This window comes from Cutibacterium equinum, from assembly GCF_028021195.1.
GTDB lineage: Bacteria > Actinomycetota > Actinomycetes > Propionibacteriales > Propionibacteriaceae > Cutibacterium > Cutibacterium equinum.
Genome location: NZ_CP115668.1, coordinates 1,430,529 through 1,455,073 on the forward strand (window position 1 = coordinate 1,430,529; position 24,545 = coordinate 1,455,073).

24 protein-coding genes and 1 pseudogene are annotated in these 24,545 nt (G+C 62.5%); 8 read left to right on the forward strand and 17 right to left on the reverse strand.

Going from position 1 to position 24,545, the window contains the following annotated elements:
- Positions 1–47: 47 nt before the first annotated feature.
- The 8 genes and pseudogenes from ffh to O6R08_RS06610 form a co-directional block, all read right to left on the reverse strand.
- Complete coding sequence (gene ffh, locus O6R08_RS06575) at positions 48–1,631, reverse strand: signal recognition particle protein (protein WP_271417415.1); 1,584 nt, start codon at positions 1,629–1,631, stop codon at positions 48–50.
- A 75-nt stretch (positions 1,632–1,706) separates the two neighbouring features.
- Complete coding sequence (locus O6R08_RS06580) at positions 1,707–2,849, reverse strand: alpha/beta hydrolase (protein ID WP_271417416.1); 1,143 nt, start codon at positions 2,847–2,849, stop codon at positions 1,707–1,709.
- A 47-nt stretch (positions 2,850–2,896) separates the two neighbouring features.
- The gene (gene ftsY / locus O6R08_RS06585) at positions 2,897–4,066 is read right to left on the reverse strand and encodes a signal recognition particle-docking protein FtsY (protein ID WP_271417417.1); all 1,170 of its coding nucleotides are present in this window, start codon (positions 4,064–4,066) and stop codon (positions 2,897–2,899) included.
- Between the two features lie 49 nt (positions 4,067–4,115).
- Positions 4,116–4,283, reverse strand: a complete 168-nt coding sequence (locus O6R08_RS06590; RefSeq protein WP_271417418.1) for a hypothetical protein — start codon at positions 4,281–4,283, stop codon at positions 4,116–4,118.
- Between the two features lie 61 nt (positions 4,284–4,344).
- Positions 4,345–4,977 carry a GtrA family protein gene (locus tag O6R08_RS06595; protein WP_271417419.1) on the reverse strand — a complete coding sequence of 211 codons (633 nt, stop codon included), beginning with the start codon at positions 4,975–4,977 and terminating at the stop codon, positions 4,345–4,347.
- A gap of 125 nt (positions 4,978–5,102) precedes the next feature.
- Positions 5,103–5,828 (reverse strand): annotated as a pseudogene (locus tag O6R08_RS06600) (integrase core domain-containing protein).
- A 1,208-nt stretch (positions 5,829–7,036) separates the two neighbouring features.
- Positions 7,037–7,309: a hypothetical protein gene (locus tag O6R08_RS06605; protein WP_271417420.1), complete on the reverse strand. Its 273-nt coding sequence runs from the start codon at positions 7,307–7,309 to the stop codon at positions 7,037–7,039.
- 58 nt (positions 7,310–7,367) lie between these two features.
- Positions 7,368–7,769, reverse strand: coding sequence for a hypothetical protein (locus O6R08_RS06610; RefSeq protein ID WP_271417421.1), 402 nt, complete (start codon positions 7,767–7,769; stop codon positions 7,368–7,370).
- A gap of 522 nt (positions 7,770–8,291) precedes the next feature.
- Here O6R08_RS06610 and O6R08_RS06615 point away from each other — a divergent pair.
- Positions 8,292–8,618, forward strand: a complete 327-nt coding sequence (locus O6R08_RS06615; protein ID WP_271417422.1) for a GNAT family N-acetyltransferase — start codon at positions 8,292–8,294, stop codon at positions 8,616–8,618.
- 120 nt (positions 8,619–8,738) lie between these two features.
- Here the strand turns inward: O6R08_RS06615 and O6R08_RS06620 are convergent, their stop codons facing one another.
- The 6 genes from O6R08_RS06620 to O6R08_RS06645 all read right to left on the reverse strand — a co-directional run bounded on the left by O6R08_RS06620 (position 8,739) and on the right by O6R08_RS06645 (position 11,826).
- On the reverse strand, positions 8,739–9,011 hold the full coding sequence (locus tag O6R08_RS06620; protein WP_271417423.1) for a Txe/YoeB family addiction module toxin: 273 nt from the start codon (positions 9,009–9,011) through the stop codon (positions 8,739–8,741).
- A complete protein-coding gene (locus tag O6R08_RS06625) occupies positions 9,005–9,247 on the reverse strand; it encodes a type II toxin-antitoxin system Phd/YefM family antitoxin (protein WP_271417424.1) in 243 nt (80 codons plus the stop codon). Before O6R08_RS06625 ends, O6R08_RS06620 begins: the two co-directional genes overlap by 7 nt.
- Positions 9,248–9,426: 179 nt before the next feature.
- Entirely contained in the window at positions 9,427–10,269 is an 843-nt protein-coding gene (gene mutM / locus O6R08_RS06630; RefSeq protein ID WP_271417425.1) for a bifunctional DNA-formamidopyrimidine glycosylase/DNA-(apurinic or apyrimidinic site) lyase, read from the reverse strand.
- Positions 10,262–10,999 (reverse strand): ribonuclease III, encoded by a 738-nt coding sequence (gene rnc / locus O6R08_RS06635; protein ID WP_271417426.1) that lies wholly within the window; start codon positions 10,997–10,999, stop codon positions 10,262–10,264. The genes mutM and rnc overlap by 8 nt, the downstream gene beginning before the upstream one ends.
- 10 nt (positions 11,000–11,009) lie before the next feature.
- Positions 11,010–11,201 carry a 50S ribosomal protein L32 gene (gene rpmF, locus O6R08_RS06640; protein WP_271419297.1) on the reverse strand — a complete coding sequence of 64 codons (192 nt, stop codon included), beginning with the start codon at positions 11,199–11,201 and terminating at the stop codon, positions 11,010–11,012.
- A gap of 64 nt (positions 11,202–11,265) precedes the next feature.
- Positions 11,266–11,826, reverse strand: a complete 561-nt coding sequence (locus O6R08_RS06645; RefSeq protein WP_271417427.1) for a YceD family protein — start codon at positions 11,824–11,826, stop codon at positions 11,266–11,268.
- Between the two features lie 214 nt (positions 11,827–12,040).
- Between O6R08_RS06645 and O6R08_RS06650 the strand changes: the two genes are divergently transcribed.
- The 3 genes from O6R08_RS06650 (at position 12,041) to O6R08_RS06660 (ending at position 15,284) form a co-directional block, all read left to right on the forward strand.
- On the forward strand, positions 12,041–13,351 hold the full coding sequence (locus tag O6R08_RS06650) for an ABC transporter substrate-binding protein (RefSeq protein ID WP_271417428.1): 1,311 nt from the start codon (positions 12,041–12,043) through the stop codon (positions 13,349–13,351).
- 83 nt (positions 13,352–13,434) lie between these two features.
- Positions 13,435–14,391: a carbohydrate ABC transporter permease gene (locus O6R08_RS06655; protein WP_271417429.1), complete on the forward strand. Its 957-nt coding sequence runs from the start codon at positions 13,435–13,437 to the stop codon at positions 14,389–14,391.
- Positions 14,388–15,284, forward strand: coding sequence for a carbohydrate ABC transporter permease (locus tag O6R08_RS06660; protein WP_271417430.1), 897 nt, complete (start codon positions 14,388–14,390; stop codon positions 15,282–15,284). Before O6R08_RS06655 ends, O6R08_RS06660 begins: the two co-directional genes overlap by 4 nt.
- A 123-nt stretch (positions 15,285–15,407) precedes the next feature.
- Here O6R08_RS06660 and O6R08_RS06665 read toward each other — a convergent pair whose 3' ends face one another.
- Complete coding sequence (locus O6R08_RS06665; protein WP_271419298.1) at positions 15,408–16,415, reverse strand: LacI family DNA-binding transcriptional regulator; 1,008 nt, start codon at positions 16,413–16,415, stop codon at positions 15,408–15,410.
- A 443-nt stretch (positions 16,416–16,858) separates the two neighbouring features.
- On the opposite strand from O6R08_RS06665, the gene O6R08_RS06670 reads away from it, so the two are divergent.
- The 3 genes from O6R08_RS06670 to O6R08_RS06680 are packed head-to-tail and all read left to right on the forward strand — an operon-like array spanning position 16,859 to position 22,744.
- Positions 16,859–19,942: an alpha-mannosidase gene (locus tag O6R08_RS06670; RefSeq protein ID WP_271417431.1), complete on the forward strand. Its 3,084-nt coding sequence runs from the start codon at positions 16,859–16,861 to the stop codon at positions 19,940–19,942.
- Positions 19,939–21,162, forward strand: a complete 1,224-nt coding sequence (locus O6R08_RS06675; protein ID WP_271417432.1) for a glycoside hydrolase 5 family protein — start codon at positions 19,939–19,941, stop codon at positions 21,160–21,162. The genes O6R08_RS06670 and O6R08_RS06675 overlap by 4 nt, the downstream gene beginning before the upstream one ends.
- A 25-nt stretch (positions 21,163–21,187) precedes the next feature.
- A complete protein-coding gene (locus O6R08_RS06680) occupies positions 21,188–22,744 on the forward strand; it encodes a beta-N-acetylhexosaminidase (protein WP_271417433.1) in 1,557 nt (518 codons plus the stop codon).
- Positions 22,745–22,847: 103 nt separating this feature from the next.
- Here O6R08_RS06680 and coaD read toward each other — a convergent pair whose 3' ends face one another.
- A complete protein-coding gene (gene coaD, locus O6R08_RS06685; RefSeq protein WP_271417434.1) occupies positions 22,848–23,324 on the reverse strand; it encodes a pantetheine-phosphate adenylyltransferase in 477 nt (158 codons plus the stop codon).
- Entirely contained in the window at positions 23,321–23,875 is a 555-nt protein-coding gene (locus O6R08_RS06690) for an RsmD family RNA methyltransferase (protein ID WP_271419299.1), read from the reverse strand. The genes coaD and O6R08_RS06690 overlap by 4 nt, the downstream gene beginning before the upstream one ends.
- Positions 23,876–24,089: 214 nt before the next feature.
- On the opposite strand from O6R08_RS06690, the gene O6R08_RS06695 reads away from it, so the two are divergent.
- Positions 24,090–24,512: a pyridoxamine 5'-phosphate oxidase family protein gene (locus O6R08_RS06695; RefSeq protein WP_271417435.1), complete on the forward strand. Its 423-nt coding sequence runs from the start codon at positions 24,090–24,092 to the stop codon at positions 24,510–24,512.
- Positions 24,513–24,545 lie beyond the last annotated feature (33 nt).

A 24,545-nucleotide genomic window follows, 5' to 3' on the forward strand; every position in this document is an offset into this window, starting at 1 on the left:
GACGAGACGTCACACCCGCGAACACGCGAGATGTCACGAATGCCAGATCAGCGTGGACCCTTGTTGGCCTGGTTGAACATCTGCTGCATCGACGGGGGCATCGTGAATTCGCTCATCGCCTTCTGCAGGTCTTCCTGGCTCGGCTGCTGCCCCTGAAGGCCGAATGCCTCGCCGCTATTGCGCTGCGGCTTCTCGGTAGCCTGCCGGGCCTGGGCCGCGCGCTTGGCCGGGTTGCCAGAACCCTTACGGTTCTTCTGCTTCTTCTTGGACGGCTTGGAGCCGCGCTTGGCCATCGATCCCATCATGCGACCGGCGCCCGGCCCCATCATCTGGCCCATCCGACCCATCATCTTACGAGCCTCGACGAAGCGGTTGACGAGATTGTTGACGTCGCGGACCTCGACGCCCGAACCCTTGGCGATACGGGCACGACGTGAACCGTTGAGGATCGAGACATCGGCACGCTCTGCCGGAGTCATGGCGCAGATGATGGCCTCGATACGGTCGATCTCACGCTCGTCGATGTTGTCGATCTGGTCCTTGATCTGCCCCACACCGGGCAGCATCCCCATGATCTTGGACATCGGCCCCATGCGGCGCATCTGGCGCATGAGACCGAGGAAGTCGTCGAGTCCGAACTCCCCCTTGCCAGCCATGAGTTTGGCGGCAGCGGCCTGGGACTGCTCCTGGTCGAAGGCCTTCTCCGCCTGCTCGATGAGGGTGAGCATGTCGCCCATGTCGAGGATGCGCGAGGCCATCCGGTCGGGATGGAAGACGTCGAAGTCCTTGAGCCCCTCACCCGAGGATGCGAACATGATCGGCTTGCCGACAACGCGAGCGATGGACAGGGCGGCGCCACCACGGGCGTCACCGTCGAGCTTGGTGAGGACGACTCCGTCGAAGCCCACACCCTCCTGGAAGGCCACTGCGGTGTTGACGGCGTCCTGACCGATCATGGCGTCGACGACGAACAGGGTCTCGTCGGGGTTGGTGGCGGCCTTGATGTCGGCAGCCTGGGCCATCATCTCGGCATCGACGCCCAGACGCCCAGCGGTGTCGATGATGACGACGTCGTACAGCTTGCGTTGGGCCTCGACGACGGCATCACGAGCCACCTGAACCGGATCACCGACACCGTTACCGGGCTCAGGGGCGAAGACATGCACACCGGCACGCTCACCGACGACCTGCAACTGCGTGACCGCGTTGGGACGCTGCAGGTCACAGGCAGCCAGCAGCGGAGAGTGCCCCTCCTCCTTGAACCACCGAGCAAGTTTGCCAGCCAGGGTTGTCTTACCGGCACCCTGCAGACCGGCAAGCATGACGACGGTCGGCGGGGTCTTGGCGAACCGGACCGTGCGGGTCTGACCGCCAAGGATCTCGACAAGTTCCTCGTTGACGATCTTGACGATCTGCTGAGTGGGGTTGAGCGCCTTCGACAGTTCCTCACCGTGGCAGCGTTCCTTGATCGCAGCGACGAATTCCTTGACGACGGTCAGATTGACGTCGGCCTCGAGGAGGGCGATGCGGATCTGACGAGTCGTGGCGTCGATGTCGGCATCAGTGAGACGCCCCTTGCCGCGCAGCCCCTTGAAGGTTGCTGCGAGACGGTCTTGGAGAGTGTCGAACACGGTTGTCCTTCAGCGCGGTAGTTCCTTACCGGGACAGCCTACCGTCCCCGGCTGACATGATGATTCGACGCGAGGTCACAGACCAAACTGGCCGAGCCATTCCAGACACTGCTGGACGTAGGGCATGTACACGGCGCCGCGGTGTCCGCCTCCGTTCAACACGATGAAAGGGAACTGCTTACGACCGTTGGCGAGTCGATAGAACTGCCCAGCGTCGGGTCCAATCTGACCATTACTGATCACGGTTCCCTTTTCCGGACCCCAACTTTGCACATCACTGCGGTTGAGAACAGACAGGAACCGAACACTGCGGTCGATTCTGTTGTCGTGCACCCGGCGCATGACTGAGTTGGCGTCGATAAGTGGCTGAGACACGCTGGCGAGAATCTGCCCTTCGAAGGTGGGGTGGTAGTACCCGCCGATTCCAATTCCAGCGTTGAAAGACTTCGGGTACTTGGTGGCGAGGTTGACCGAGCAATATCCGCCAGAACTCCAGCCACCGATGAATCGCGATCCTCGCTCGTGTCCCACGCGGTAACGCGACTCGATACGAGGCAAGACCGTCTTCATGATCCATGACTCGTGACGGACCGGCCCGACGTCGAGGCACTCGCTGTCAATGCCGCGGCGGATTCGGCCGGGTAGGAAGACGATGGCGAAAGGATTGATCTTCCGACTCGTCACCAGGTCCTGAGCCGGTGTGATGAGATCCATCGAGACGTTGGCGTGGTCACCGGTGTCGTTGAGTCCCCCGATGTAATACAGCACCGGGAATCGGGTGCCTTGCGCAGATTTCTCAAAGTACTGCGGCGGTAACCAGACCGGGACGTGACCGTACTGAGGGTCCGTGCCCGGCATCGTCAACCCCGTCAGGTACCCATTGGGATGAGGATTGTCCTTGCTGATGGGTATGTCCTTGACCTTGGTGCGACGAATCGGGACGAGGTCGTGAATCGGAGCTGCCGGATCAGCCTCGACAAACAGGTCTGACCAACTCGCGAAGAACCCGTATTCCCGGTTCATGCCGAGGAACACCCCGACGATCAATAGCGCCTGGGCCACGACGATGACCAGGTAATGGCCCACACCGCTCAGGACCTTGCGCCACCAACTCCCCGCGCTGTGGACGGCCCGCCATATGGCGAATGCCAGTGGCAGCGCAAAAGCCGCGATGAGGACAGCAGTGCACAGCTCAGGACTGAGAATACTGACCATCATCGCGGCATCATGCGATGACAACGCACCGGTCAACTGCAGGCTCTTCGTCAGTGTCCAGCAGGCTCGTCACCCATGAGGCCTGTGACGAAGTCCTCGGCATCGAACGGAGCCAGGTCGTCGGGGCCCTCTCCCAGTCCGATGAGCTTGACCGGGACACCCAACTCGCGCTGCACCTGCACAACGATGCCTCCCTTGGCGGAGCCATCGAGCTTGGACAACACGATTCCGGAGACGTCAACGACCTCGGAGAAGATACGAGCCTGAGTCAGACCGTTCTGGCCGGTGGTGGCGTCGAGAACGAGCAGGACCTCGCTGAGGGGAGTCAGCTTCTCGATGACGCGCTTGACCTTGCCCAGCTCATCCATGAGACCGGCCTTGGTGTGAAGACGGCCAGCGGTATCGACGAGTACGACGTCGACGCCGTCGTCGATACCGGCCTGAACAGCCTCATAGGCCACCGAGGCAGGGTCAGCCCCCTCGTCCTTACGAACAGTCCGCACGCCGACGCGCTCGCCCCAGGTTTCCAGTTGCTCCCCAGCGGCAGCTCGGAAGGTGTCCGCGGCACCAAGAAGAACCGTCTTGCCCTCGGCGACGAGTACGCGGGCCAGCTTGCCACAGGTCGTCGTCTTACCAGTGCCGTTGACGCCAACCATGAGGATGACGGCTGGCTTACCCTCGGGATGGTCGAGGTTGAGGGTGCGATCCATGGTCGGACCAACGAGGTCGACGAGCTCACGATGCAGCACATCGCGGGCATGGGCCGGGTCGGAGACACCGTCGATCGCCAGTTCGGAGCGCAGCTTCTCGACCAGTTCGGTGGTCGGACCAACACCAAGATCGGAGGTGATGAGGGTCGTTTCGAAGTCATCCCAGGTGTCGTCGTCGAGCTTGTCGGCACTCAGCAGCTCCGCGAGTCCACGGGCCAGGGCATTGTTGCTGTTGGCGAGACGGCGGCGCAGGCGCGCCATCCGCGAACCGGCAGCTTCCGGGGTCTCAGCCTTCGGTTCGGCCGGAGCCTCAGCCTTAGGTTCTTCCGGGGCCTCAGCCTGCTCCTCGCCAACGGCTTCGGGTTCGGTGGTCGGGGTCTGCTCAATCTCCGCAGGTTTGGAACCCTCGCGAAGGGCCTTGCGTCGTGAGACACCAGCGGTGATGGCGGCAGCCACCGTCGCGAGGATGAGGATGCCGAGGATGATCCAAATCAGGTAAGTCAGGTCCACGTCCGCCGATACTAGTCCTCACGTCACAGCGTCACGGATGCACATCGCCTCAACGGCGTCGCTCACCATTGAGATCCTCCCCGACCCGAGTGGCTGTATGACGCCAGAAACTCGCATCGGGATCGTCTCCAGGATGGCGCAAACCAAACATCACCACGGCGCAGACGGCCAGCGCGACCGCCAGGATGAGAATCATCGCGATGATGAAAACGACCATCCGAGCACGACCTTTCCGTCAACTGGGTACCACGTGCAGGGTACCTGATGGGAGGGGACTGTCAGGCGTGCTGATGAGCCTTGGACGAGTCGTCGGCGTCAAGAATCTCCGGAGAGACAGCAGGGGCGACCATCGGAACCTCGCCACAGTGCTTGACCGCCCGGAACGTCCATAGTTTGTTGACGACAAAGTTGATGGGCATGGTCACGATGATGGCGAAGATCTGCGACCAGTACTCGCGCGAGTGAAGCCCCTTGTTCTCGTGGAACCACGGTTCGGGAAGATAGATCGGCGAGGTGGGATTGGTGAACGCAATCTTGATGAACATGCCGATGATGGCTGCCACAGACCCCACCGCGAAGAAGGGCAAGAACTCGCGCCACCAAGAGCGGCGGTGTTCCCGCTTGAAGGTCCAGGAACGGTTGAGCTGGAAGTTCGTGACGTTGGCCACCACGAAGCCCGTCAGCCAGACGAGGCTGGTGAAACGGAAGTTCCACCGAGTTCCTGCCAGGTTGAACAGGATGTCCTGGGCATGCTCGGTGCCACCATTCAGCTTGTTCATGATGATGGCGACGACAATATTGACCAGGAATCCGGAGCCACCCACGATGCCGAATTTCACGAATTCGATGATGTGGCGCTTCTTGATGCGTCGTCTCGCGGGCATGGATGGCTCAGTGGTCACTCCCACCATGATATGCCGAACACGCGTCAAACCAAGAAGTCGGCTGGCAACGTCGGCATGGTCGAGGCCGATTCTGTTGCTGTGCGTCCTGTCGGTTCTGTTCTTGCCTCAGCCTGTGATCGCGTTGATTGTGGCTAGTTGTAGTTGCGCATGACGTTGCTGACGCTTGTGGGGAGTCGTGATGCGGGTGGCTGGTCTCGGCAGGCGGTGTGGGGTCGATGATAGTTGTCGTGGATGTTCCAGACAGCGACGGCCTGGGCTCGTTCGGCTTGTGACCGGTAAGGACGGGCGTAGAGGAGTTCTTCGGCCAGGATCCGGTTGTAGCGCTCGACCTTCCCGTTGTGGCGGGGTGTGTAGGGGGCGGATCCGCTGATGCTTAATGGCCTCGGCGAGGAGCTGGCGGGTGAGCAACACGCTGGTGTCACACGGCCCATTGTCAGTGATTACCCGGCTGATGGTGGTGATGCCGTGAGCGGTGAACCAGAGGCGGGCTCTGAGCCAGAACGCGATCAGGGTGGTGGCCCTCTCGTCAGGCAACGGCTCGGTATAGGCCAGCCGAGAGAACCCGTCAACAGCGGAGCCAGCGTCCGACAGTGGCCACACAGATCTCGACTCCTGCGTCGGTGAGTTCGATCCAGATCAACCGTGCCGACCACGTCCGTTCCCGCCGCAGCTTCACGATCTCGGCGACGACCTCGCACAGACCTGCCGTGGCCAGTGGCCAGGACGGCTTGTGCGGTCGTGCAGGCCCGCCTCGCCCTCACGGCGGTAACGGTTGACCCATGTGGATGCCGTCGCCCGGCTGATCCCCATCCCGGCGGCGAGGTGGGCGATCAGACGGGCTGACAGCGCTGGACCACACGTCAACGCCCCTCAACCGACAGGGGTCCGTGAGCATGAGTACTCAAGGGCACACTCCTTCGAAGGCTGGATGATTTCGCAACTCCCATCCTGACGAGGACCTGCCCCCTACGTCATCTCCCCGCCGTCAACAACCTCATGCGCCGCAACACTTAGGTCCAAAGATAGATCCCCAGAGAAGCTAGGAGGATCACTCCCATTGCTGCGGCCATAACAATCAGAGCCTTATTCGTTGGCTGTCGCTTATCGATCGCCAAAGACCAGGCGCAGGCCAGTACCAGGAAGACCACTCCCGTCACCAGGTATGCGTACCAAGGAAAAGTACTGGCAAACATGAAAAAGGAAAGAGTTATCCATCCTGTCAGGGCAAGGATCGTGGGCTGCGTATCTCTACTGTCCTTTTGGTTAGGAGACTTGTCGTTCACTTTAGTATCAGCAAGAGTGCGCAGTTGTTAGAGCACCACCAGCAGCCGAGCACGCAGCCTCAGTCACGGCTCCAGCGATGGGCGTAGCTACTCCACTAACGCCTGCACTCAGAGGCAGACATACTAGCCCACCCCATGCAATGTTCCATGCCCACCCAATCCACTTCGGAATACACCCAGTCGCCGCACGGTTGCTACTGAGCATAAGTGATTCCACAGGAGCGATACGATGAGTTGCAGGATCATAAGCGAACGTGACGTCCTTTTCGTCCTGCGAAGTCAGCGTAATCTGCGCGACTACGGAACCGGAGGAGTCTTTCCACATTGCCAGCCCCTGATCGATGGAGATGGAGTCTCCTTCTCGCGTTCCGAGCTCGAGACCCCGCCCTTCGACTTGTTTGATTGAGCGTTGCGCATCAGGAGATGTCACCATATGCGTGTCGGTAGCAGTGGCACCCTGGACTGAGGAAGAAGAAAACACGTGAGCTGGTTGAGCGCCAAACGCGGCAGTGGGAACCAGCAGGGAAGCTGCCGTCACAGTGGCAGGACGATTCGTGTTGCGAACATGGTGGTACCTTTCTGATCAACTTGACACCGGTGTTCAAGTATCACTCAGACCTTCGCGTACAGCGCTCTGGGTGGTACGTCGCCAATGGTACATCAACCATCTGAGGTGTGCACAGTTTTTAGGCATGGTGTCTAGACAGTATGGGTGACCCTCGGCTTACCGGTGGGGCGTCCATCCTCACCCAGCGCGCGCACCATCACCTTGCTCTCAGGGGTCAGATACGCGAGGAACTTGCGAGCCCCGAAACTGAGCGCGCGCGTACCACGCTCATCAAGACCACCATCGACGTCAAATAATGAACGAAACGGTCACCAGCAATATAACCAGCGCCCACCATTAACCAGTTTTCCTTTGACACCGCCCCACGTGGCTTCGCCGGCGCATCAATCGCGGTCAACTCGGCGGCCGAAAGAAGCGCCTGCGACTCAGCCGAGGCATCGTCGACATACCCCTTGGTGTCGTCAGTGAACGGAAGACGTCGCTGCATGACTCGACCATACGGACGTCAACGAATCACTTAAATGCTAAAGAAAAGACAGCCGCAGTCACGCCTCGCGAGTCATCGCGTCAAGGGTGGCGCGGACATCGTCGTAGATTTCGCGCGGCACTTGGCTCCACGGAACGTACTCGATGTGCTGGAGCGAGTCTGGCACCGGGCGGTTGGGGGCGACGCCGTAGTCGAGGTCATCGGGGTTGTGCTGGCCGCGCAGCACGTAGACCGCGCTCACGTCCTGCGGAAGGAGCGACGCGGGCGGCTCCTCGAGGCCGGGCTCAAAGTCGATCATCGCCATGAGGTCGAAGCGGGGATGGTACTTCCAGACGAACGCGTACTCATCGGCATCCTGCAGCGGGCCCCGCTGCCAGTGGTACTGGGCGAAGGCTCGGGCGAGCGCCTCACCGGGCAGTTGGGCCGGAGGTAGGTCACCGAGCATGAGAGCGTCGTGCATGAAACCACTCTACGAATGTCTCGGCTCCTCGGTAAAGCACTCACGCGAGGGCGTGCCCGAATGCCGAAATCAGCAGAAGGCGCCGCATGGCCTCAACGTCGCCAGCCACCATCGGATCAGCGAGGTCCGCAACCAACGAGGAGCCTGCCTCACGTGCCCTCGATGCGAAGCCAACGACCACCTGGGAATCACGTTGTATTCGCTCGTCACGGTGTCCCTCCGGGGAAGTCAGCCTAGCCGAGCATGCCCCGCGTCACCGCTACGCTGATGCCTGCCAGCCGATCCATGGCTGGCGTCTAGGCTGGGATTCCATGGGACACCTGCACTGGCGCTTGATGGAAAACTCAGAGGAATTGGTCACATCGCGCCTCCGGCTGACGCGCCCTCAATTGGGCGACGTCGACGCGGTGTACCGCATCCATTCAGACCCGCGCACCTACTCCCACCGGCCCAACCTGGTGATGACGTCTCGACGGGAGGCTGAGGAGCTTCTGGACTCCTGGTGTCAGGACTGGAACCGCGATGGCATCGGCTACTTCGTGGTTTTCGACCCACGAGGGTGCCACCATCGGATTCACCGGCGTGCGCATCAAGACCCTCAATGGCAAACACGTTCTCAACCTCTACTACCGCTTCGCTCCCGAGGCCCAGGGCCATGGCTCCGCCAAAGAGGCTGCCAGCGCCGTCATCACCAGAGCACGTCAGCTGCGCCCCGATCTTCAGATCGTTGCCATCATCGACCCAATCAACTCCGCCTCCATTCGGCTGGCGGAAGCGCTCGGTCTGAGCCTGGAGTCCACCGACGATGAAGCCGGCGAGGCCATCTACCAGCTGCCAAACACCCCCTAGATGTACTGCAAAATGCCCCTGGAGGACCTGCAAAATGCCCCCTAAGGTTGTCATGAGCGCCGTGAGTGGGCGGATGCTATTCCTATTGAGACCCCAACGGACACGAGATCGACGCCGCGATCACTCGTAGCGCGTGTACATTCTCAGCACATGGACAACGTGGTCGTCACCGAGGACCTCGTAGACCAGCCGGTGCTGGATGTTGATGCGTCGTGAGTAGCAGCCCGACAGATCGCCAACGAGTTTCTCGAACCGCGGCGGGGACGCGAACGGATCCTGGACGATGAGCTCCAGCAGCGCCGACGCCTTGGGCTTCAGACCTGCGGCCGCCAACTTCTTGGCGTCTTTCTGAGCCTGCCGGGAATAGACCAGCCGCCAGGGGTCAGCTACCACGGCAACTCATCCGATCCAGCCTCGACACCCTCGGCGCGGGCTTCGCGGATGGATGCAGTCACGCCCGGGATCGACTCCAAGAACAGGGTCTCCTGGATCGCCCGCCAGTCGTCCTCCCCCACCAGCACGGCGTTACCCCGCTGGCCTGTGATGGTCAGCGGCGCAGACTCCTCGTTGACCTGATCAATCAGGCGGTAGAGGTTCGCACGCGCAGTGGTGGCAGAAATGGCGGTCATACATCAACCGTACGCGATCACGTACGCTTGCACAACGCTGCAGTGCTCTGGCGTGGCAAGATCACTGCCGTCGCCCCCATGTGCAATGCCCTGAACCCAGCGCTCGCCCCGTCGTGAACGACATCCTCCCCCGGCCCATGTCCGACAAGACACCGGGACCTGACGGCAGACAACTCTGATCAGCGCAGCCGCTGGCACCTCGGGCAGAACGTGGAGCTGCGGTTGGTGAACTGGATCCGTCGCATTGGGGTCCCACATCGCTTGCACGGCTCGCCTTCGCGACCATAGGCATCGAGTGATCTGTCGAAGTACCCCGATTCCCCATTGACGTTGACGTATAGGGCATCGAAAGACGTCCCGCCCTGGGCAATCGCCTCCCTCATGACTTCACGCGCCGTCTCCAACAACTCCACGGCCTTGCGCTGAGTCAGGCGCGAGCAGGGAGTCTCGGGGTGACGTCGAGCCCACCACAGGGTTTCGTCGGCATAAATGTTGCCGATACCAGAGACGAGCGTCTGATCGAGCAGACTCCTCTTGACAGTCGACCGGCGTGCCCGCAACCGGCGGGCAACCTCGTCAATGTCGCAGGAATCCTCGAAAAGATCAGGGGCAATGTGGGCGATTGGCCCGGGTACACCGTCAATCAGTGGGGCCAAGGTCAGCCCGCCGAAGGTGCGCTGGTCCAGGAACCGTAGATCGCGACCATCGTCGAGGCCAATGACAACACGGGTATGGCGATGCCGTGGGGCGTGCCTGTCGACGACACGAAACTGTCCGCTCATCCCCAGGTGGGCCAGCATCGCCATGGCGTCGTCGAGGACGAACCACAGGTACTTGCCCCGGCGATTGGCGGCGATGAGGTGACGTCCAGTCAGAGTCATCTCGAATGAGGCTGCCTCTCCCGGGCCACCTGTAGGGCGCAAACCACGGACATCCACCACGTCGACGCGCTCGACGCCCGACGGGATGATGAGGTTCGCAAGTCCGGCTCGTACCGTCTCGACCTCAGGAAGCTCAGGCACCGCTGCGGGGAGGGATCAGTGCGGCAACCGCACGCTGGGCTGCCCCCTGCTCGGCCTCCTTCTTGTTGTGGCCGGTGTAGGCAGCGTGCAGCTTGCCATCCACATTTGCCCTGGCGCAGTAGCGACGATTGTGGTCCGGGCCTGACCCGACGATCTCGTATCGCGGAGCGTCAAAACCGTGCTCGGCACAATACTCCTGAAGGACTGTTTTCCAGTCGGTGCCAGCTCCCGAACGGTCCGCCTCATCCACGAGGGGATCAAAGAGATGGTGCACGAGACGCAGGGCATCGGACAGTCCCGCCGACAGCTCGACGGCACCCAGCAGGGCCTCGGTGGTGTCGGCGAGGATGGAGGTCTTGTCATGGCCGCCAGTGCGTTCCTCGCCCTTGCCCAGCTTGATATGAGGCCCGATGTCGAGACGACGAGCCAGCCGCCCCAAGGACACCGTGCTGACGACCGCCGACCTCAGCTTGGCGAGCTGCCCTTCCGGCTTGTCCGGGAAGGCGCGGTAAAGGTAATCCGTGACGCCAACCTCAAGGACGGCGTCACCGAGGAACTCCAGCCTCTCGTTGGTGGGAATGCCACCGTTCTCAAAGGCGTAGGAGCGGTGTGTGAGCGCGAGATCGAGGAGTTGGGGGTCACATCTGATCCCCAACTCCTCGAGAAGACTCAGGAAAGGCCACTGCCCGTACTCGGGTGCACTGACGTTGTGGTCCTTTCGTGCGCTCACGGTGCCGATCTCAGACCTCGGCAACCTGACGGCTCTCGCCACGCGGGCCGTACTGGCCGCACGAGGGGCATGCGGTGTGAGGCAGGTGCTTCTCACCGCACGCCGGGTTGGCGCAGGTGACGAGCTGAGTAGCGACCGTCTTCCACTGCGAACGACGGTGGCGGGTGTTGCTGCGGGACATCTTCCGCTTCGGGACGGCCACGATCTTCTCCTTGGTGTGCTTCAGGTGTGGCATCCGCACGACACGGACACCGTTGGGGGGCGTTTCAGGACTTGTCCGAATCATCCTCGCTGACCAGCCCTTGCAGAGCCGCCCAGCGCGGATCGATCCGATCCGGATGGTCATGGTCCGGGTCGTCGTTGAGGTTGGCGCCGCAGTCTGGACACAGCCCCTGGCAGTCGTCGCGACACAGCGGGTTGAACGGCAGGTTCAGCACCACGGCGGCACGCACGACAGGGTCAAGGTCGATCGTTTCCTCGGCACTGACCCGACTGGCGTCCTCCTCAACCTCCTTGTCCGGGTAGAAGTACAGCTCCTGGATGTCGAGGACGAGATCCTCCTCGATGGGATCCAAGCAGCGGGAGCACTCCCCCTCCAAGGTGGCTTCGACGGTCCCGGTGACGAGAACTCCTTCACCCACCGATTCCAACCGAAGGTCGAGATCGAAAGGAGAGTCCTCAGGAACGCCGATCATGTCGACACCGAGATCCGCCGGAGCGGGAACCGTCCGTTGAACCCGGATCATCTGACCCACTTGCCGACGCAGTGAATGGGTCTCGATGACGAGATCCGGGGATGCGTCGGGGTGGCGATGGGTGGTATTCATCGCAAAGATCCCTTCGACCGGTGGAACACGACGAGGTCATGACCGGCTGTCCAGTCTACAACGCTGGCTAGTGCCGGACCAAAACTGTGTGTCAGCTTGACTGTTGACTCCGTTTCGGGCACTCTGAACTAAAGCGTATTAGTTCGCTGGGATCCGGCACCGGCGTTGGGGTCGGATTCATGTGGGGACCCCCTTCAAGGAAGAAGTAGAGAACATGGCAAATCTCACCATCGGCCGACGTCAACTCCTCGGTGGTACGGCCGCGCTGGCGACCGTCCTGGCTGCCAGCGCCTGCGGCATGAGCGGATCCGAGGACAAGCCGTCAGACCAGACATCCGTCGACACCTCCGCCAAGCTCGAGGGCAGCATCCAGTTCCAGACCTGGTCGCTCAAGAATGAGAAGTTCACCCCGTACTTCGAGAAGCTCATCAAGGACTTCGAGAAGGAGCATCCTGGTACCACCATCAAGTGGCTCGACCAGCCGGGCGAGGGCTACGAGGAGAAGATCCAGCAGCAGGCCACCGCAGGTCAGTTGCCCGACGTCATCAACATTCCCCAGACCTACGCCTGGCAGCTCCTCAAGGCCAACAAGGTCATGGACCTCAAGAAGGCTGACCCCAAGGCCATCGACATCTACACCAAGGGCGGCATCGACGCCTACACCTTCGATGGTCACGACGGGGTCTATGGCTACCCGTGGTACCTCGGCTCTGACCTCAACTGGTGGAACACCGAGGCCTTCGAGAAGTACGGCCTCGACCCGAAGAAACTGCCGACCACCCGCGACGAACTCTACGAGCAGGCCATCACCATGGCCGAGAAGTCCGGCGGCAAGATGCCCCTCATCTCCGTCGCTCCGGACCTCGGTGTTTTCGTCGACGAGGGCATCGAGGTCTTCAAGGACGGCAAGTTCACCTTCAACACCGACGAGGCCGTCAAGATCATCGACAAGTACGCCGAGCTCTACGCCAAGAAGGCCATCCCACCCGAGGTGCTGCAGAACAACTACTTCGGAAACTCCAAGCTCTTCATCCAGGGCAAGGTCGCCTGGACCACCGGCTCGGCCTCCTTCCCGGTCGATGTCAAGAAGGACGCCCCGAAGCTCGCTCCGAAGATCGCGATGACCAAGCGCATCGGCGTTCCGCCGCTGTTCGTCCAGGGTCTCTGCGTCTCGGCTGATTCCAAGAACCCGAACCTGGCGGTGGCTTTCGCCCAGTACGTCACCAACAACACCAATCAGGTCGAGTTCGTGAAACTGGCCCAGGGCTTCCTGCCCGGCACCAAGGAGGCCAACGACAAGCCGGAATCCTTCACCTCGGTTATCGAGGATCCTCAGATGAAGAAGGCTGCCGAACTCCTCGCGGACGAAATCAAGGATGCGAAGAGCGGTGGACCGCTGGAGTACACCGATGCGATGGGCACCTACTTCGGCCAGCAGGTTGCCTCGGCCATTCGTGGTGACATCACATCAAAGGATGCCCTCGACAAGGCCGTCAAGTACTGCAACGACCACGTGGCCAAGTGATTCCCTGCCGGCCCCGCTCCTGTGCGGGGCCGGCCCCACCTTCTCTACCTGACAGCCCCCTACCTCGCTAAGGACGTGAGCCCATGAACTCCCACCGCTGGTACACCCCATGGTTGTTGGTGGCTCCAGCAGTCGTGTGGACCGTCGTGTTCGCCCTCTACCCCTTCATCAACACGATCATCCTGTCCTTCACGAACGCTCGGCCCCTCGTCGGCGGGCAGTTCATCGGCTTCGACAACTACGTCGAGCTGTGGCATGACGACATGTTCTGGAATGCCATGGAGACAACGTTCATCTACGTCATCGTGTGCATCCCGCTGTTGACGATCCTGCCGTTGCTGCTGGCCCTGCTCGTGGAGAAGAAGATCCCCGGGATCTCCTTCTTCCGCACCGTGGCGTATTTTCCCGTGATCGCCTCGGTCGTCGTCGTGGCCCTCATCTGGAGCTGGATGTTCGACTCCCGCGGTCTCATCAACCAGTCCCTGCAATGGATGGGGCTCACGAACAGCGCCATCCCCTTCCTCGTCGATCGGTGGAAGCTGTTGGGGTGCGCGATCCTGCTGACGGTCTGGAAGGGCCTCGGGTACTACATGATCGTCTACCTCGCGGCCCTCGGAAACGTCGACCATGACCTCCATGAGGCTGCCGCCCTGGACGGTGCCAGTACCTTCCAGCGGTTCCGCAATGTCACAATTCCTGGCATTCGTCCTGCCATGATCCTCATCATCGCCCTCATCGCGGTGTCCGGCATGAGGATCTTCTCCGAGCTCTACGTCCTCACGAATGGAACCGGTGGCCCGGGCGGCGAGGACTCCAGCCTCGTCATGGTCATCAAACAGGTCAGCACTGGCCTGTCCGGACAGCTCGGCTACGCCTCGGCCCTATCAGTCGTGCTGTTCTTCCTCACCCTCATTCCGCTGGCAGTCATCGGTTGGGCCAACAACAAGGACCTGAGGTCCGACCGCAAACCCAAGCAGGCTGGCCGTCGTGCCCGCCGGGCTGCAGCCCTCCAAGCCGCCACGAAGGAGACGATGGCATGAGTACCTCCAGCCCAACTCGTCGAGCCAAGCAGAAGCCGTGGCGTGGCCGGCGGTCCTTCGACCCGACCCGTCCCACCCTTGCCGGGCTCATCGGACGTTACATCCTCCTGATCCTCGTCGTCATCATCTCGGTCGGACCCTTCCTGTGGCAGTTGTCCACCTCCCTCAAGGGCGTCAACGAGGACATCTACTCCTTCCCGCCCCACCTCATCCCGCAGGAGTTCAGCGTCGACGCCTACCGTCGCGTCGCCCATGTCGTCCCGATCTTCAGGTACGCCTGGCATTCACTCATCATCGCTGCGGTGTGCGTCGTCGGCAACGTCGTGCTGTCCTCCTTCGCTGGTTACGCGCTGACCTGCATGAAGTTCCGCGGCAAGAAGGTCGTCATGGGCATCCTGCTGTCGGTCCTCCTGCTCCCCGGTGAGGTCACGCTGACCAGCCAGTACCTCGTCATCAAGGGCATGGGCCTGGCGAACACCCTGGCCGGCGTCGCTATCCCAGGTGTCGTCGGTGCCATCAACGTGCTCCTCATGGCCACCGCATGCCGGGCGGTCCCACCGTCGGTCCTCGACGCGGCGACCGTCGACGGGGCCAACACGTGGGACAAGATCCGACACGTGGTCTGGCCCAACATCCGAGGTATGGCCTCGGTGGTCGCGGTGTTCTCCTTCATCGGCGCCTGGGATGACTTCCTGTGGCCGCTGGTCGTCCTCAACGATCCTGACAAGTACACCCTGACCGTCGGCATGCAGTACCTCAGCTCGACGATGTCGACTGATCCCCGAGAGGTCGCAGCCGGAACGATCATCGCCCTGGTACCGATCATCATCGTCTTCGCGTCGATGCAGAAGGTCTTCTTCCGGGGCGTGGAGAGCGGCGGTGTGAAGGGCTGAACGCTCGGCGTCCGCGAGCTCCACACCCACGATGGGGAAGGGCCGGAACCCTACGGGGTTCCGGCCCTTCCCATTTGTGGACTGTTTGTGGAACCGTTTCGATGTCACACAGGAGATGGGGCGTCAGGGCTGACCTATGGAACCCCGGACGACGAGTTCAGGCGGCTCCTCGGTGATGTCCTCGACGTCATGGCCATCAATGATGCTCATGAGCATCGCGACCGCGTCCCTTCCCAGAATGGACGGATCACGACGCAACGCGGTGATCCCGGGGGGTATCACCCGGCATGTCGGGGAATCCTCGAAGGACACCACCGAGACGTCGTCGGGGACCCGCAGCCGGTGCTGTGTCAAGGAGGTCATGCCCCCCAAGGTCAATACTTCGTTGTCATAGACAATGGCGGTGGGACGGTCCGGCCGGGACACAAGTGCACTGGTTTCCTGCAGCCCGGATTGCTCGGAGTAATCACTGGCTGCTGCCTCGATGACGACGACTCCGCGAGTCTGCGCTTGTTGGGCAAAGACTCGGCGTCGCACCATGCTGTGCTCGAGGCTCGGGTCACCGCCAATATGCGCAATGCGACGGTGACCTCGGTCAGCCAAATGGTTGACGATGCTTCGCGCAGCAGCGGCGTCGTCAGTGTGAACACCCGGCAGTGGGGTGTCCTTGGTTGCTCCGACAACCGTGCACGGCATGGCGATCTGGGACATGAGGGGCCATCGCGGGTCATTGCGTGCCGGATCGACCAGGACGACGCCGTCCACGCGATGCTGGGCCCACCACTGTCGATGGATCTCACACTCCTCCTCGAGGGAGCCGACCAGCTGCAACACCAAGGCAGTTCGCGCGGGAGCGAGAACCTCCTCCATCCCCGCGATGAGGTGCAGGAAGAAGCCTTCCCCGGCAAAACTGCGATCGTCACGGGCAATGACCAGACCGACGGCACCCGCGCGGTTGGCCGACAACGCCTTCGCTGCGACGTTGGGACGCCATCCCATGTCTTTGGCCAACGCCTTGATACGAGCTCGGGTGGCCTCAGAAACACCGGGCTTGTCGTTGAGGGCGAAGGACACCGCACCTGGCGACACACCGGCGATTCTGGCGATGTCCTTGATCGTCGTCCTGCCCATAAGCCACGGTCCTTCCGGAAGCATCAATGCTCTGATGGTCGCAGGGTGATGAGCGACGTCGCCCGGGGCACACGGCCTTCACCCGCGCTACACCATTTTAGGACCATGACAGACGACAGGTAAAACGTTTCAGCGGCGCCGCAAAAATACCCTCCGCAACGACTTCTTGACCATGGGATCGGAGGTCTCCACCTGAGGCAGCGCGCCCGTCACCCTCCCCACGACCGGAACCGCCATCCGGCCACCATCGGCCCGTTCGCCGCCAGGATGCACCGCCCGACCTCACCAAGGTCATCATCCAGGGGCGGTCGGCCCTCTGACTCGCTTGCGAGCCCGACAGACCGCTCACAACTGGTTCCCAACGATTTCCCTAAACCGTATTAGTCGCTAGACTTCAATGTAGAAACTATCCGTTGTCAATGTCGCAACCGCCAGGGACTCCCATGCATGATCACGCCCCCATACTTGACGGCCGGGTGCACCGCCATCTCGCTGAGAAGATCCGCCCCGCCGAAACCACCACGGTGTGCCAACTCGACGTCGAGTGGGCTCCCGTCACTGACACCGCCGAGGGACCGAACTGTCGCCCCGGAATCCGCGGACAGGGAGAGCCCATTTCGATCAGCGCCGGACTGGCCCTCAACTACGAGCCCTTCCGTGTGGGCGACCCGTGGGGACCACCGTGGGGGACGACCTGGCTCCACCTCACCGCGACCGTGCCACCAAAACACCGCGACGATCACCTCGAGATGATCGTCGACCTCGGCGGCGTCTGGGACTCCCCCGGCTTCCAGTCCGAGGGCCTCGTGGTACGTCCGGATGGGTCGGTCATCAAGGCTCTCAACCCGCGCAACACGTGGATTCCCGTCGAGGCTGACGCCGACGGTCACATTGACGTCTACGTCGAGGCAGTTTCCAACCCGATCCTGCTGGCCCAGCCCCCCTTCCAACCCACCGAGGACGGCGACAAACTCACGGCCTCCACCGAGGCCTACTACACCCTCAAGCGAGCCGACCTCGTCGTCGTCCATGACGAGGTCCGTGAACTCATCGCCGACATCGTCACTCTGTCCGGGCTGGCTGCCCAATTGCCGGAGGACTCCGAGCGTCGCTGGGAGATCCGTCGCGCCTTGGACCGTTCCATGGACAGAATCAATCTGGGTGACGTCTCCTCGTCGGCCTCAGCAGCTCGTGCCGAGTTAGCCCCCGCCCTGGCTCGTCGGGCCCACGACTCTGCCCAGACGATGACGGCCATTGGCCACGCTCACATCGACTCAGCCTGGTTGTGGCCGCTACGGGAGACCCGACGCAAGGTCGCCCGAACGATCTCCAATCAGCTCAATCTCATCGAGAACGACCCCACCCATCTCTTCGCCTTCCCGGCTGCTCAGCACTCGGCATGGCTGGAGGAGGACCACCCTGACCTTTTCGCCAGGTTGCGCAAGGCCGTCGCGGACGGCCGGATCATCCCGGTCGGAGGCATGTGGGTGGAGTCTGACGCCAATCTGCCTGGTGGCGAGGCGATGTGCCGTCAGCTGCTGTATGGGCAGCGCTACTTCATGGAGAAGTTCGGCCACCACTGCCCCGAGGTGTGGCTGCCGGACTCCTTCGGGTACTCGGGAGCCCTGCCTCAGCTGGCCAAACTGGCCGGTGCGCGCTGGTTCCTGACCCAGAAGATCTCGTGGAACCAGGTCGACAAGTTCCCCCACCACTCCTTCTGGTGGGAGGGAATCGACGGGACCCGTATCTTCACCCATTTCCCACCCGCCGACACCTACGGTTCCGACCTGTCAGCCCACGACCTTGAGCATGCCCGGTCCAACTTCCAGGACAAGGGGCGTGCCAATTCCTCCTTGGTCCCCTTCGGCTACGGGGATGGTGGCGGCGGCCCCACCCGCGAGATGCTCGCCCAGGCCCGTCGCGTCGCGGATCTCGACGGATCCCCCAAGGTGGCCATCGAGCCCCCCGCCACCTTCTTCACCCGTGCCGAGTCCGAACACGAGGACCCCGGCACCTGGGTCGGAGAGCTCTACCTTGAGTTGCATCGTGGCACCTTCACCAGCCAGTACGAGGTCAAGAAGGGCAACCGTCGCAACGAGCACCTGCTGCGCGACGCCGAGCTGTGGTGCGCCACCGCAGCCGTGCGCGGCCTCATGGACTACCCCGGCCAGAGACTCGCCGAGATCTGGCGGACGATCTGCCTCTACCAGTTCCACGACATTCTGCCCGGATCGGCCATCGCCTGGGTGTATCGCGAGGTCGTCGCCGACCATCGTCGCATCTCCGATGAGCTGACCGAACTCATCCACCATGCCCAGGAACTACTGGCCGGAGACGGTGACGAGGAGGTCGTCTTCGATTCCGCTCCGATGACCCGTCCGTGGGCCTCCACCGTGGCCATGGGGGCCGGGGTCGCTCCGGCCGTCACTGAGGGGGTTCAGGCCGAGCAGACGGCTGATGGATTCGTCGTCGACAACGGCTTGTTGCGCATGACCGTCGACCGTCACGGCCTCATCACCCATCTCGTCGACACTACGTCGGGTCGCGACGCCATCCCGGCGGGTCAACGTGGCAACCTCCTTCAAATTCACCCTGACTTCCCGAACATGTGGGACGCCTGGGACATCGATCCCTTCTATGCCAACAACGTCACCGACCTGGATACCGGCGAGGCCACCATGACCCGCAGCGGTGAGTCGGTGACCATCAGCGTCACGAGAACCTTCGGGGATTCCAGCGCCACCCAGTCCCTGACCGTCAATCCGGGCGACCCGCGCGTCAAGGTGCGCACCCATGTCGACTGGCACGAACGCGACAGCCTGCTCAAGCTGGCCTGGCCCGTCGACGTCCACACCGACCACGCCGACTACGAGATCGAGATGGGGCACATCACCCGCCCCACCCACACCAACACGTCGTGGGATGCCTTCCGCTTCGAGGTCCATGCCCATCGCTGGGTGTACCTCTCCGAGCCCGGTTTCGGTGTGGCCATCGCCAACTCCGGCACCTACGGGTGGAATGTGTCTCGCCATCCCAAGGACAACGGCGGCACATGGTCGGTGGCGCGTGCCTCCCTCCTCAAGGGTGCCCGCTTCCCTGATCCGCGCGCTGACGAGGGAGAACATGACTTCTTCCACACGCTTCACGTGGGAGCCGACCTCACCGACGCCGTGCGTGACGGGTACGCCGCCAACCTGTGCGTGCGTCGTCGTCAAGGGTCGCCGGTCGAACCCTTGGTCAGCGTCGAGGGCATCGCTGTGGAAGCCGTCAAGCTCGCTGAGGACGGCTCGGGCGACGTCATCGTGCGGCTGTATGAACCCTACGGGCGTCACGTTCACACCACGATGAAGCTGGGCTTTGATGCCACATCGGCCATTGAGACGGATCTGCTCGAGGAACCTCTCGATGGCAACCCGCGCGCCCAGGTCGCCGCGTCGGTCATCTCTGCCGACCTTGCTGACGGCGTCGTCGGTCTGTCCATGCGCCCCTTCCAGGTGGCGACCCTGAGGTTGGGACGTGACCGATGAAGATTGGCGTCAATTACACCCCATCCCAGGGATGGTTCCACAGCTGGCTTGACCTCGATCTCGACGCGACCCGGCGAGACTTCGAGGCCATCTCGGGACTCGGTCTCGATCACGTCCGCATCTTTCCTCTCTGGCCGTTGTTGCAGCCCAATCGCGGCCTGGTGCGCCCTCGCGCCCTCGATGACGTCGTTGCCGTCGTGCGGGCGGCCGACGAATTCGGCCTTGAGGTCACCGTCGATGCCCTCAACGGGCACCTGTCCAGCTACGACTTCCTGCCCTCCTGGGTGGTCACCTGGCACGAGTCGAATCTCTTTACTGATCCGCTCGTCAAGGCTGGTCAGACCGACCTCATCAGCCAGCTGGCACGACGCCTGCGCGAGGAGCCGAACGTCACTGGCATGACGGTGGGTAACGAGTTTCCGCAATATGCCGCGCTGGCCCCCGGCCATTGTCATCCGACCCGCAGCGAGTGCACCGTTGACCAGGCACAGACGTGGTTGGAGACGATGCTTGGAACCATGCGGAACCAGTGGCCTGACGGCCGATTCTGGTTCGGATTCGACGACGACCTGTGGTTCGTTGACGACCATCCGTTCACCCCGCGCCACGCAGTGACCCAGGGTTCCTCGACGACCGTCCATTCCTGGGTGTTCGCACAGGTCGGGCCGCGATTCGGACAAGGACATCCCGCTCTGACCTGGTTCCCGCGCTATCTGCTCGAGCTGGCCCGGGCGTGGAGCCCTGATCCCGATCGTCGGCTGTGGCTGCAGGAAGTTGGTGCGCCCCGCACCCACGTCCCCGACGACCAGGCGGCCGACTTCGTGACGTCATCCCTGACCTCGGTGTCCACCACCCCGGGCCTGGAAGCGGTGACGTGGTGGTGTTCTCACGACGTGTCCGACCAGTTGTTGGATTTCCCGGAGCTGGAGTACTCGCTCGGCCTGTTCACCAACGATGGCAGGCCGAAGCCGGAGGCCTGTGCCCTGTCAGACATGCTGCCTGACCTGCGCACCGCTCAACCCCAGGACCAGCCAGATGAGCCGTTGGAGTTCAGCGCGGACTGGGTCACCGGAATGGGGCGCTCAGCGTGCTCGCCGATGGGTAGTCTCTTTGCCAGCTGGGTCGACGAAGCAGTGCGGACCGGGCGGGCTCCCAAGCTCGCGCTGAGCCAGCCTGACCAGTATGCCCACCACGGGCATCAAGTGATGTCCGCCCACTGACCCACGATTCTCAAAGGACGTGCCCATGACCACTCATCCGGTAGACCTTCTTGTTCCCCGACCACAGCACAGCGAGGTTCGTGAGGGATTCCTGTCCCTGGCTGAACCGACAATCGCGACGGTCGCTGACGACGACGAGATCGCCCTTCTCAACCACTGTCTCGGTGCCGCCTGCGGAGTCGTGTTTCATCGGGCCGACAGCGGCCCGGTCCGGGTTGACGTCGATCCCTCCCTGCCTGCCGAGGGGTACCGCCTCGACGTGACCCAGGATTCGTTGACGATCTCGGCCTCTGACATGGAGGGGCTGCGACATGCCGCCCAGACTGTTGTGGGGCTGCTCCCGGTTGAGGCGTGGATGCCGGGGACCATGGCTGGCCCCGTCGAGATTCCGTGCTGCCGAGTCGAGGATGAACCAGCCCTGGCATGGCGAGGAATGCACGTTGACGTGGCCCGGCATTTCCAGCCGCTGCGTTGGCTGTTCGATTTCATCGACGAATTGGCCTGGCACAAGTTCAACATTCTTCACCTGCATCTGACCGACGACCAGGGGTGGAGATTTGAGGTCAAGGCCCTGCCTGAGCTGACAAGAACCGGTTCCTGGCGCGAATCCACCAGCGTGCTGGCCGACCTCGACACCCAGGACGGCACCCCGCATGGCGGCTTCTACACCCAGGACCAGCTTCGAGCCCTGGTCCGCTACGCCCATGGTCGCGGGATCACCATCGTCCCGGAGATCGACGTGCCAGGCCACGTCCGCTCCCTGTTGGCCGCCTACCCGCAGTTCGGGGATGGGCAGAAGCGTCCAGTGGCGACCACCTTCGGTATCTTCGATGAGGTTCTCGAGCTGACAGACGCGACCTTGCACGCCGTCGAGCAGATTTTCACCGAGCTGCTCGACGTGTTCGATTCGCCGTGGATCCACATTGGCGGCGATGAGTGCCCGACCGTCCAGTGGCGCGACAATCCTGCCGCCGATGCCCTGGCCCATGCCCACGGGTTGGAACACGGCGAGCAGATCCAGCGCTGGTTCACCGAGCACCTGCGGGACTGGCTGGAATCCCACGGTCGCATCGCGGTGGCCTGGGATGAGGTCATCGAGCACGGCGAGGTGCCTGGAGCTGTCGTCATGAGCTGGCGTGGCGTCGAACCTGGTCAGCGAGCCATGGCCCAAGGTCACCCCGTCGTCATGAGCCGCAGCGACATGCTCTACTTCGATCACTACCAGTCCGACGATCCCAACGAACCCCACGCCATCGGAGGTCACACCCCGTGGCAGAAGGTGGCCGAGCTCGACCCGTGGGAGGGGGTTGGGGAGGCCAACCGCGCCAACCTTCTCGGCATCCAGGGCCAGTTGTGGAGCGAGTACATCCCTGATCCTCGCCAGATGGAGTACATGGCCTTCCCGCGCGCCAGCGTGCTCGCCGAGGTCGCCTGGCGTGGCAGCGTCGATGACCCCACCTTCGCGGATCGTCTGGCCTGTCATGTGGAACGGCTTCGTGCCGCAGGCGTCAATGCTCGTCCCCTTGACGGCCCGCTGCCCTGGCAACAGGGCGGTAGCGGCGCGCGACGTCGCAACAACTGACGGGCAGCAACAGCGATAATCAACGACGACGACCGGGGCAGGCCATCATGGGTGATGCGCCCGCCCCGGTCGTCTCGTACCCTCACTCGATCAGTGCGTGCCCTCAGGAGCGCGGGAACTTCTCTTTCAAGGCGGCATCGACGATGGCTGGCACGAACTGGGAGACGTTGCCCCCATTGCATGCTGCCGAGCGAATCATGGATGAGCTGATCGTGCCGAATTCGCGTCCGGCCGGCAGCAGGATCGTCTCGATCCCGCTCATGGCCTTGTTGAGGTGTGCCATCTGGAGCTCGTAGTCAAAATCCCCACCAAAGCGCAGCCCACGAATGATCGCGTCAGCCCCCTGCTCGGTGCAGAAGTCGACGAGCAACCCGTCAACGAGGGCGACCTCGACACCGGGGATGTCGGCGACGGCATCCCGCACGAAGGCCACCCGCTCCTCCATGGAGAAAATGCCGTTCTTGGCTGAGTTGACCGCCACCCCGACGACGACCTGGTCAACAAGCTCGGCGGCTCGGGTCACGATGTCGACGTGGCCGAGAGTGATGGGGTCAAAGGATCCTGAGAAAACTGCTTTCACTGCTGCTCCACGGGTTCACGGTTGCGTTGGGCGTAGTAGACGACGGTTTCACCATAACGAGAATCCCACGATTCGAATCCTTCCGGAAACCGGGGGGCTCGACTTCGCCGTGACCTCTCCACCACCACCACGCCGTCATCGGCGAGGGCGCTGTGCGTCGCGGAGGAGATGAGGGAGTCCACGACCTCGTCATCCACGTCGTAGGGAGGGTCGAACCAGACGATGTCAAAGGTCTGCCGAGTCTCGCCCAGAAATGCCGACACCGGTTGGGGGGCTACCTCAATCGCCAGTCGTGTGGCTCGTGAGTTCTCCTTCATGACGGTGCACGCGGCACGATCCCGATCAACGGCGACGACCGGGGAGGCCCCGCGACTGGCGGCTTCGAGAGCCACTGCTCCCGACCCTGCGAACAGGTCGCAAAAAGCCTGCCCGGCAAGCTGATCCTCGGGGGCCTCGTCAGCCGTTGCGTTCCAGGCTGCCAGGGCTGAGAAGACGGCCTCGCGCACCCGATCGGTCGTCGGACGGGTGAGACGTCCTGACGGGGTGGCCAGACGATGCCCGCCCGCACGTCCCGCGATAATCCTGCTCACCCCTCAAGGCTAGCGGTCTGCCTTCCTCGCGCCCATCTCGCGCCGTGCCCTTGTCATCGGCGCCCCGGATTGGCAGGCCACTTGAGGTGGTCATGTGACGACGTATCGTCAACAACCTCGGCAACTTTGTGCCGGTCGACTCCCGAAATGGGCTGTGTTCAGGGAGAATAGGCCCATGATCAATGAGGAGAACCCGATCACCAACGTCCCAGAGGACAGCTGCTGGGGCTACCTGGACACCGCTGAGGTCGGTCGTCTGGCCACCAGTGTCGATAACCAACCTGAGGTATTCCCCGTCAACTACGTCGTCGACGGACAGAGCATCGTCTTCCGCACCGCCGCTGGAAGCAAGCTTGAGGACATCGTCACCAACAATCGTGTTGCCTTCGAGGCTGACGGCTGGACCGAAGAGACCGGCTGGTCGGTCGTGGTGCGTGGCAAGGCCGAGGTCATCACCGACGAGGCCGAGCTTGCCCTGTGCGACAAGATGCCGCTCCTACCGTGGGTGCCGACCGTGAAGCGCAACTACGTGCGTATCCAGGGCGATCAGATCACCGGCCGTACCTTCGCCTTCGGCCCAGAGCCCAAGGACAACTGACACACCATTCTCAAAGGTCCGGGTCGTCATGCA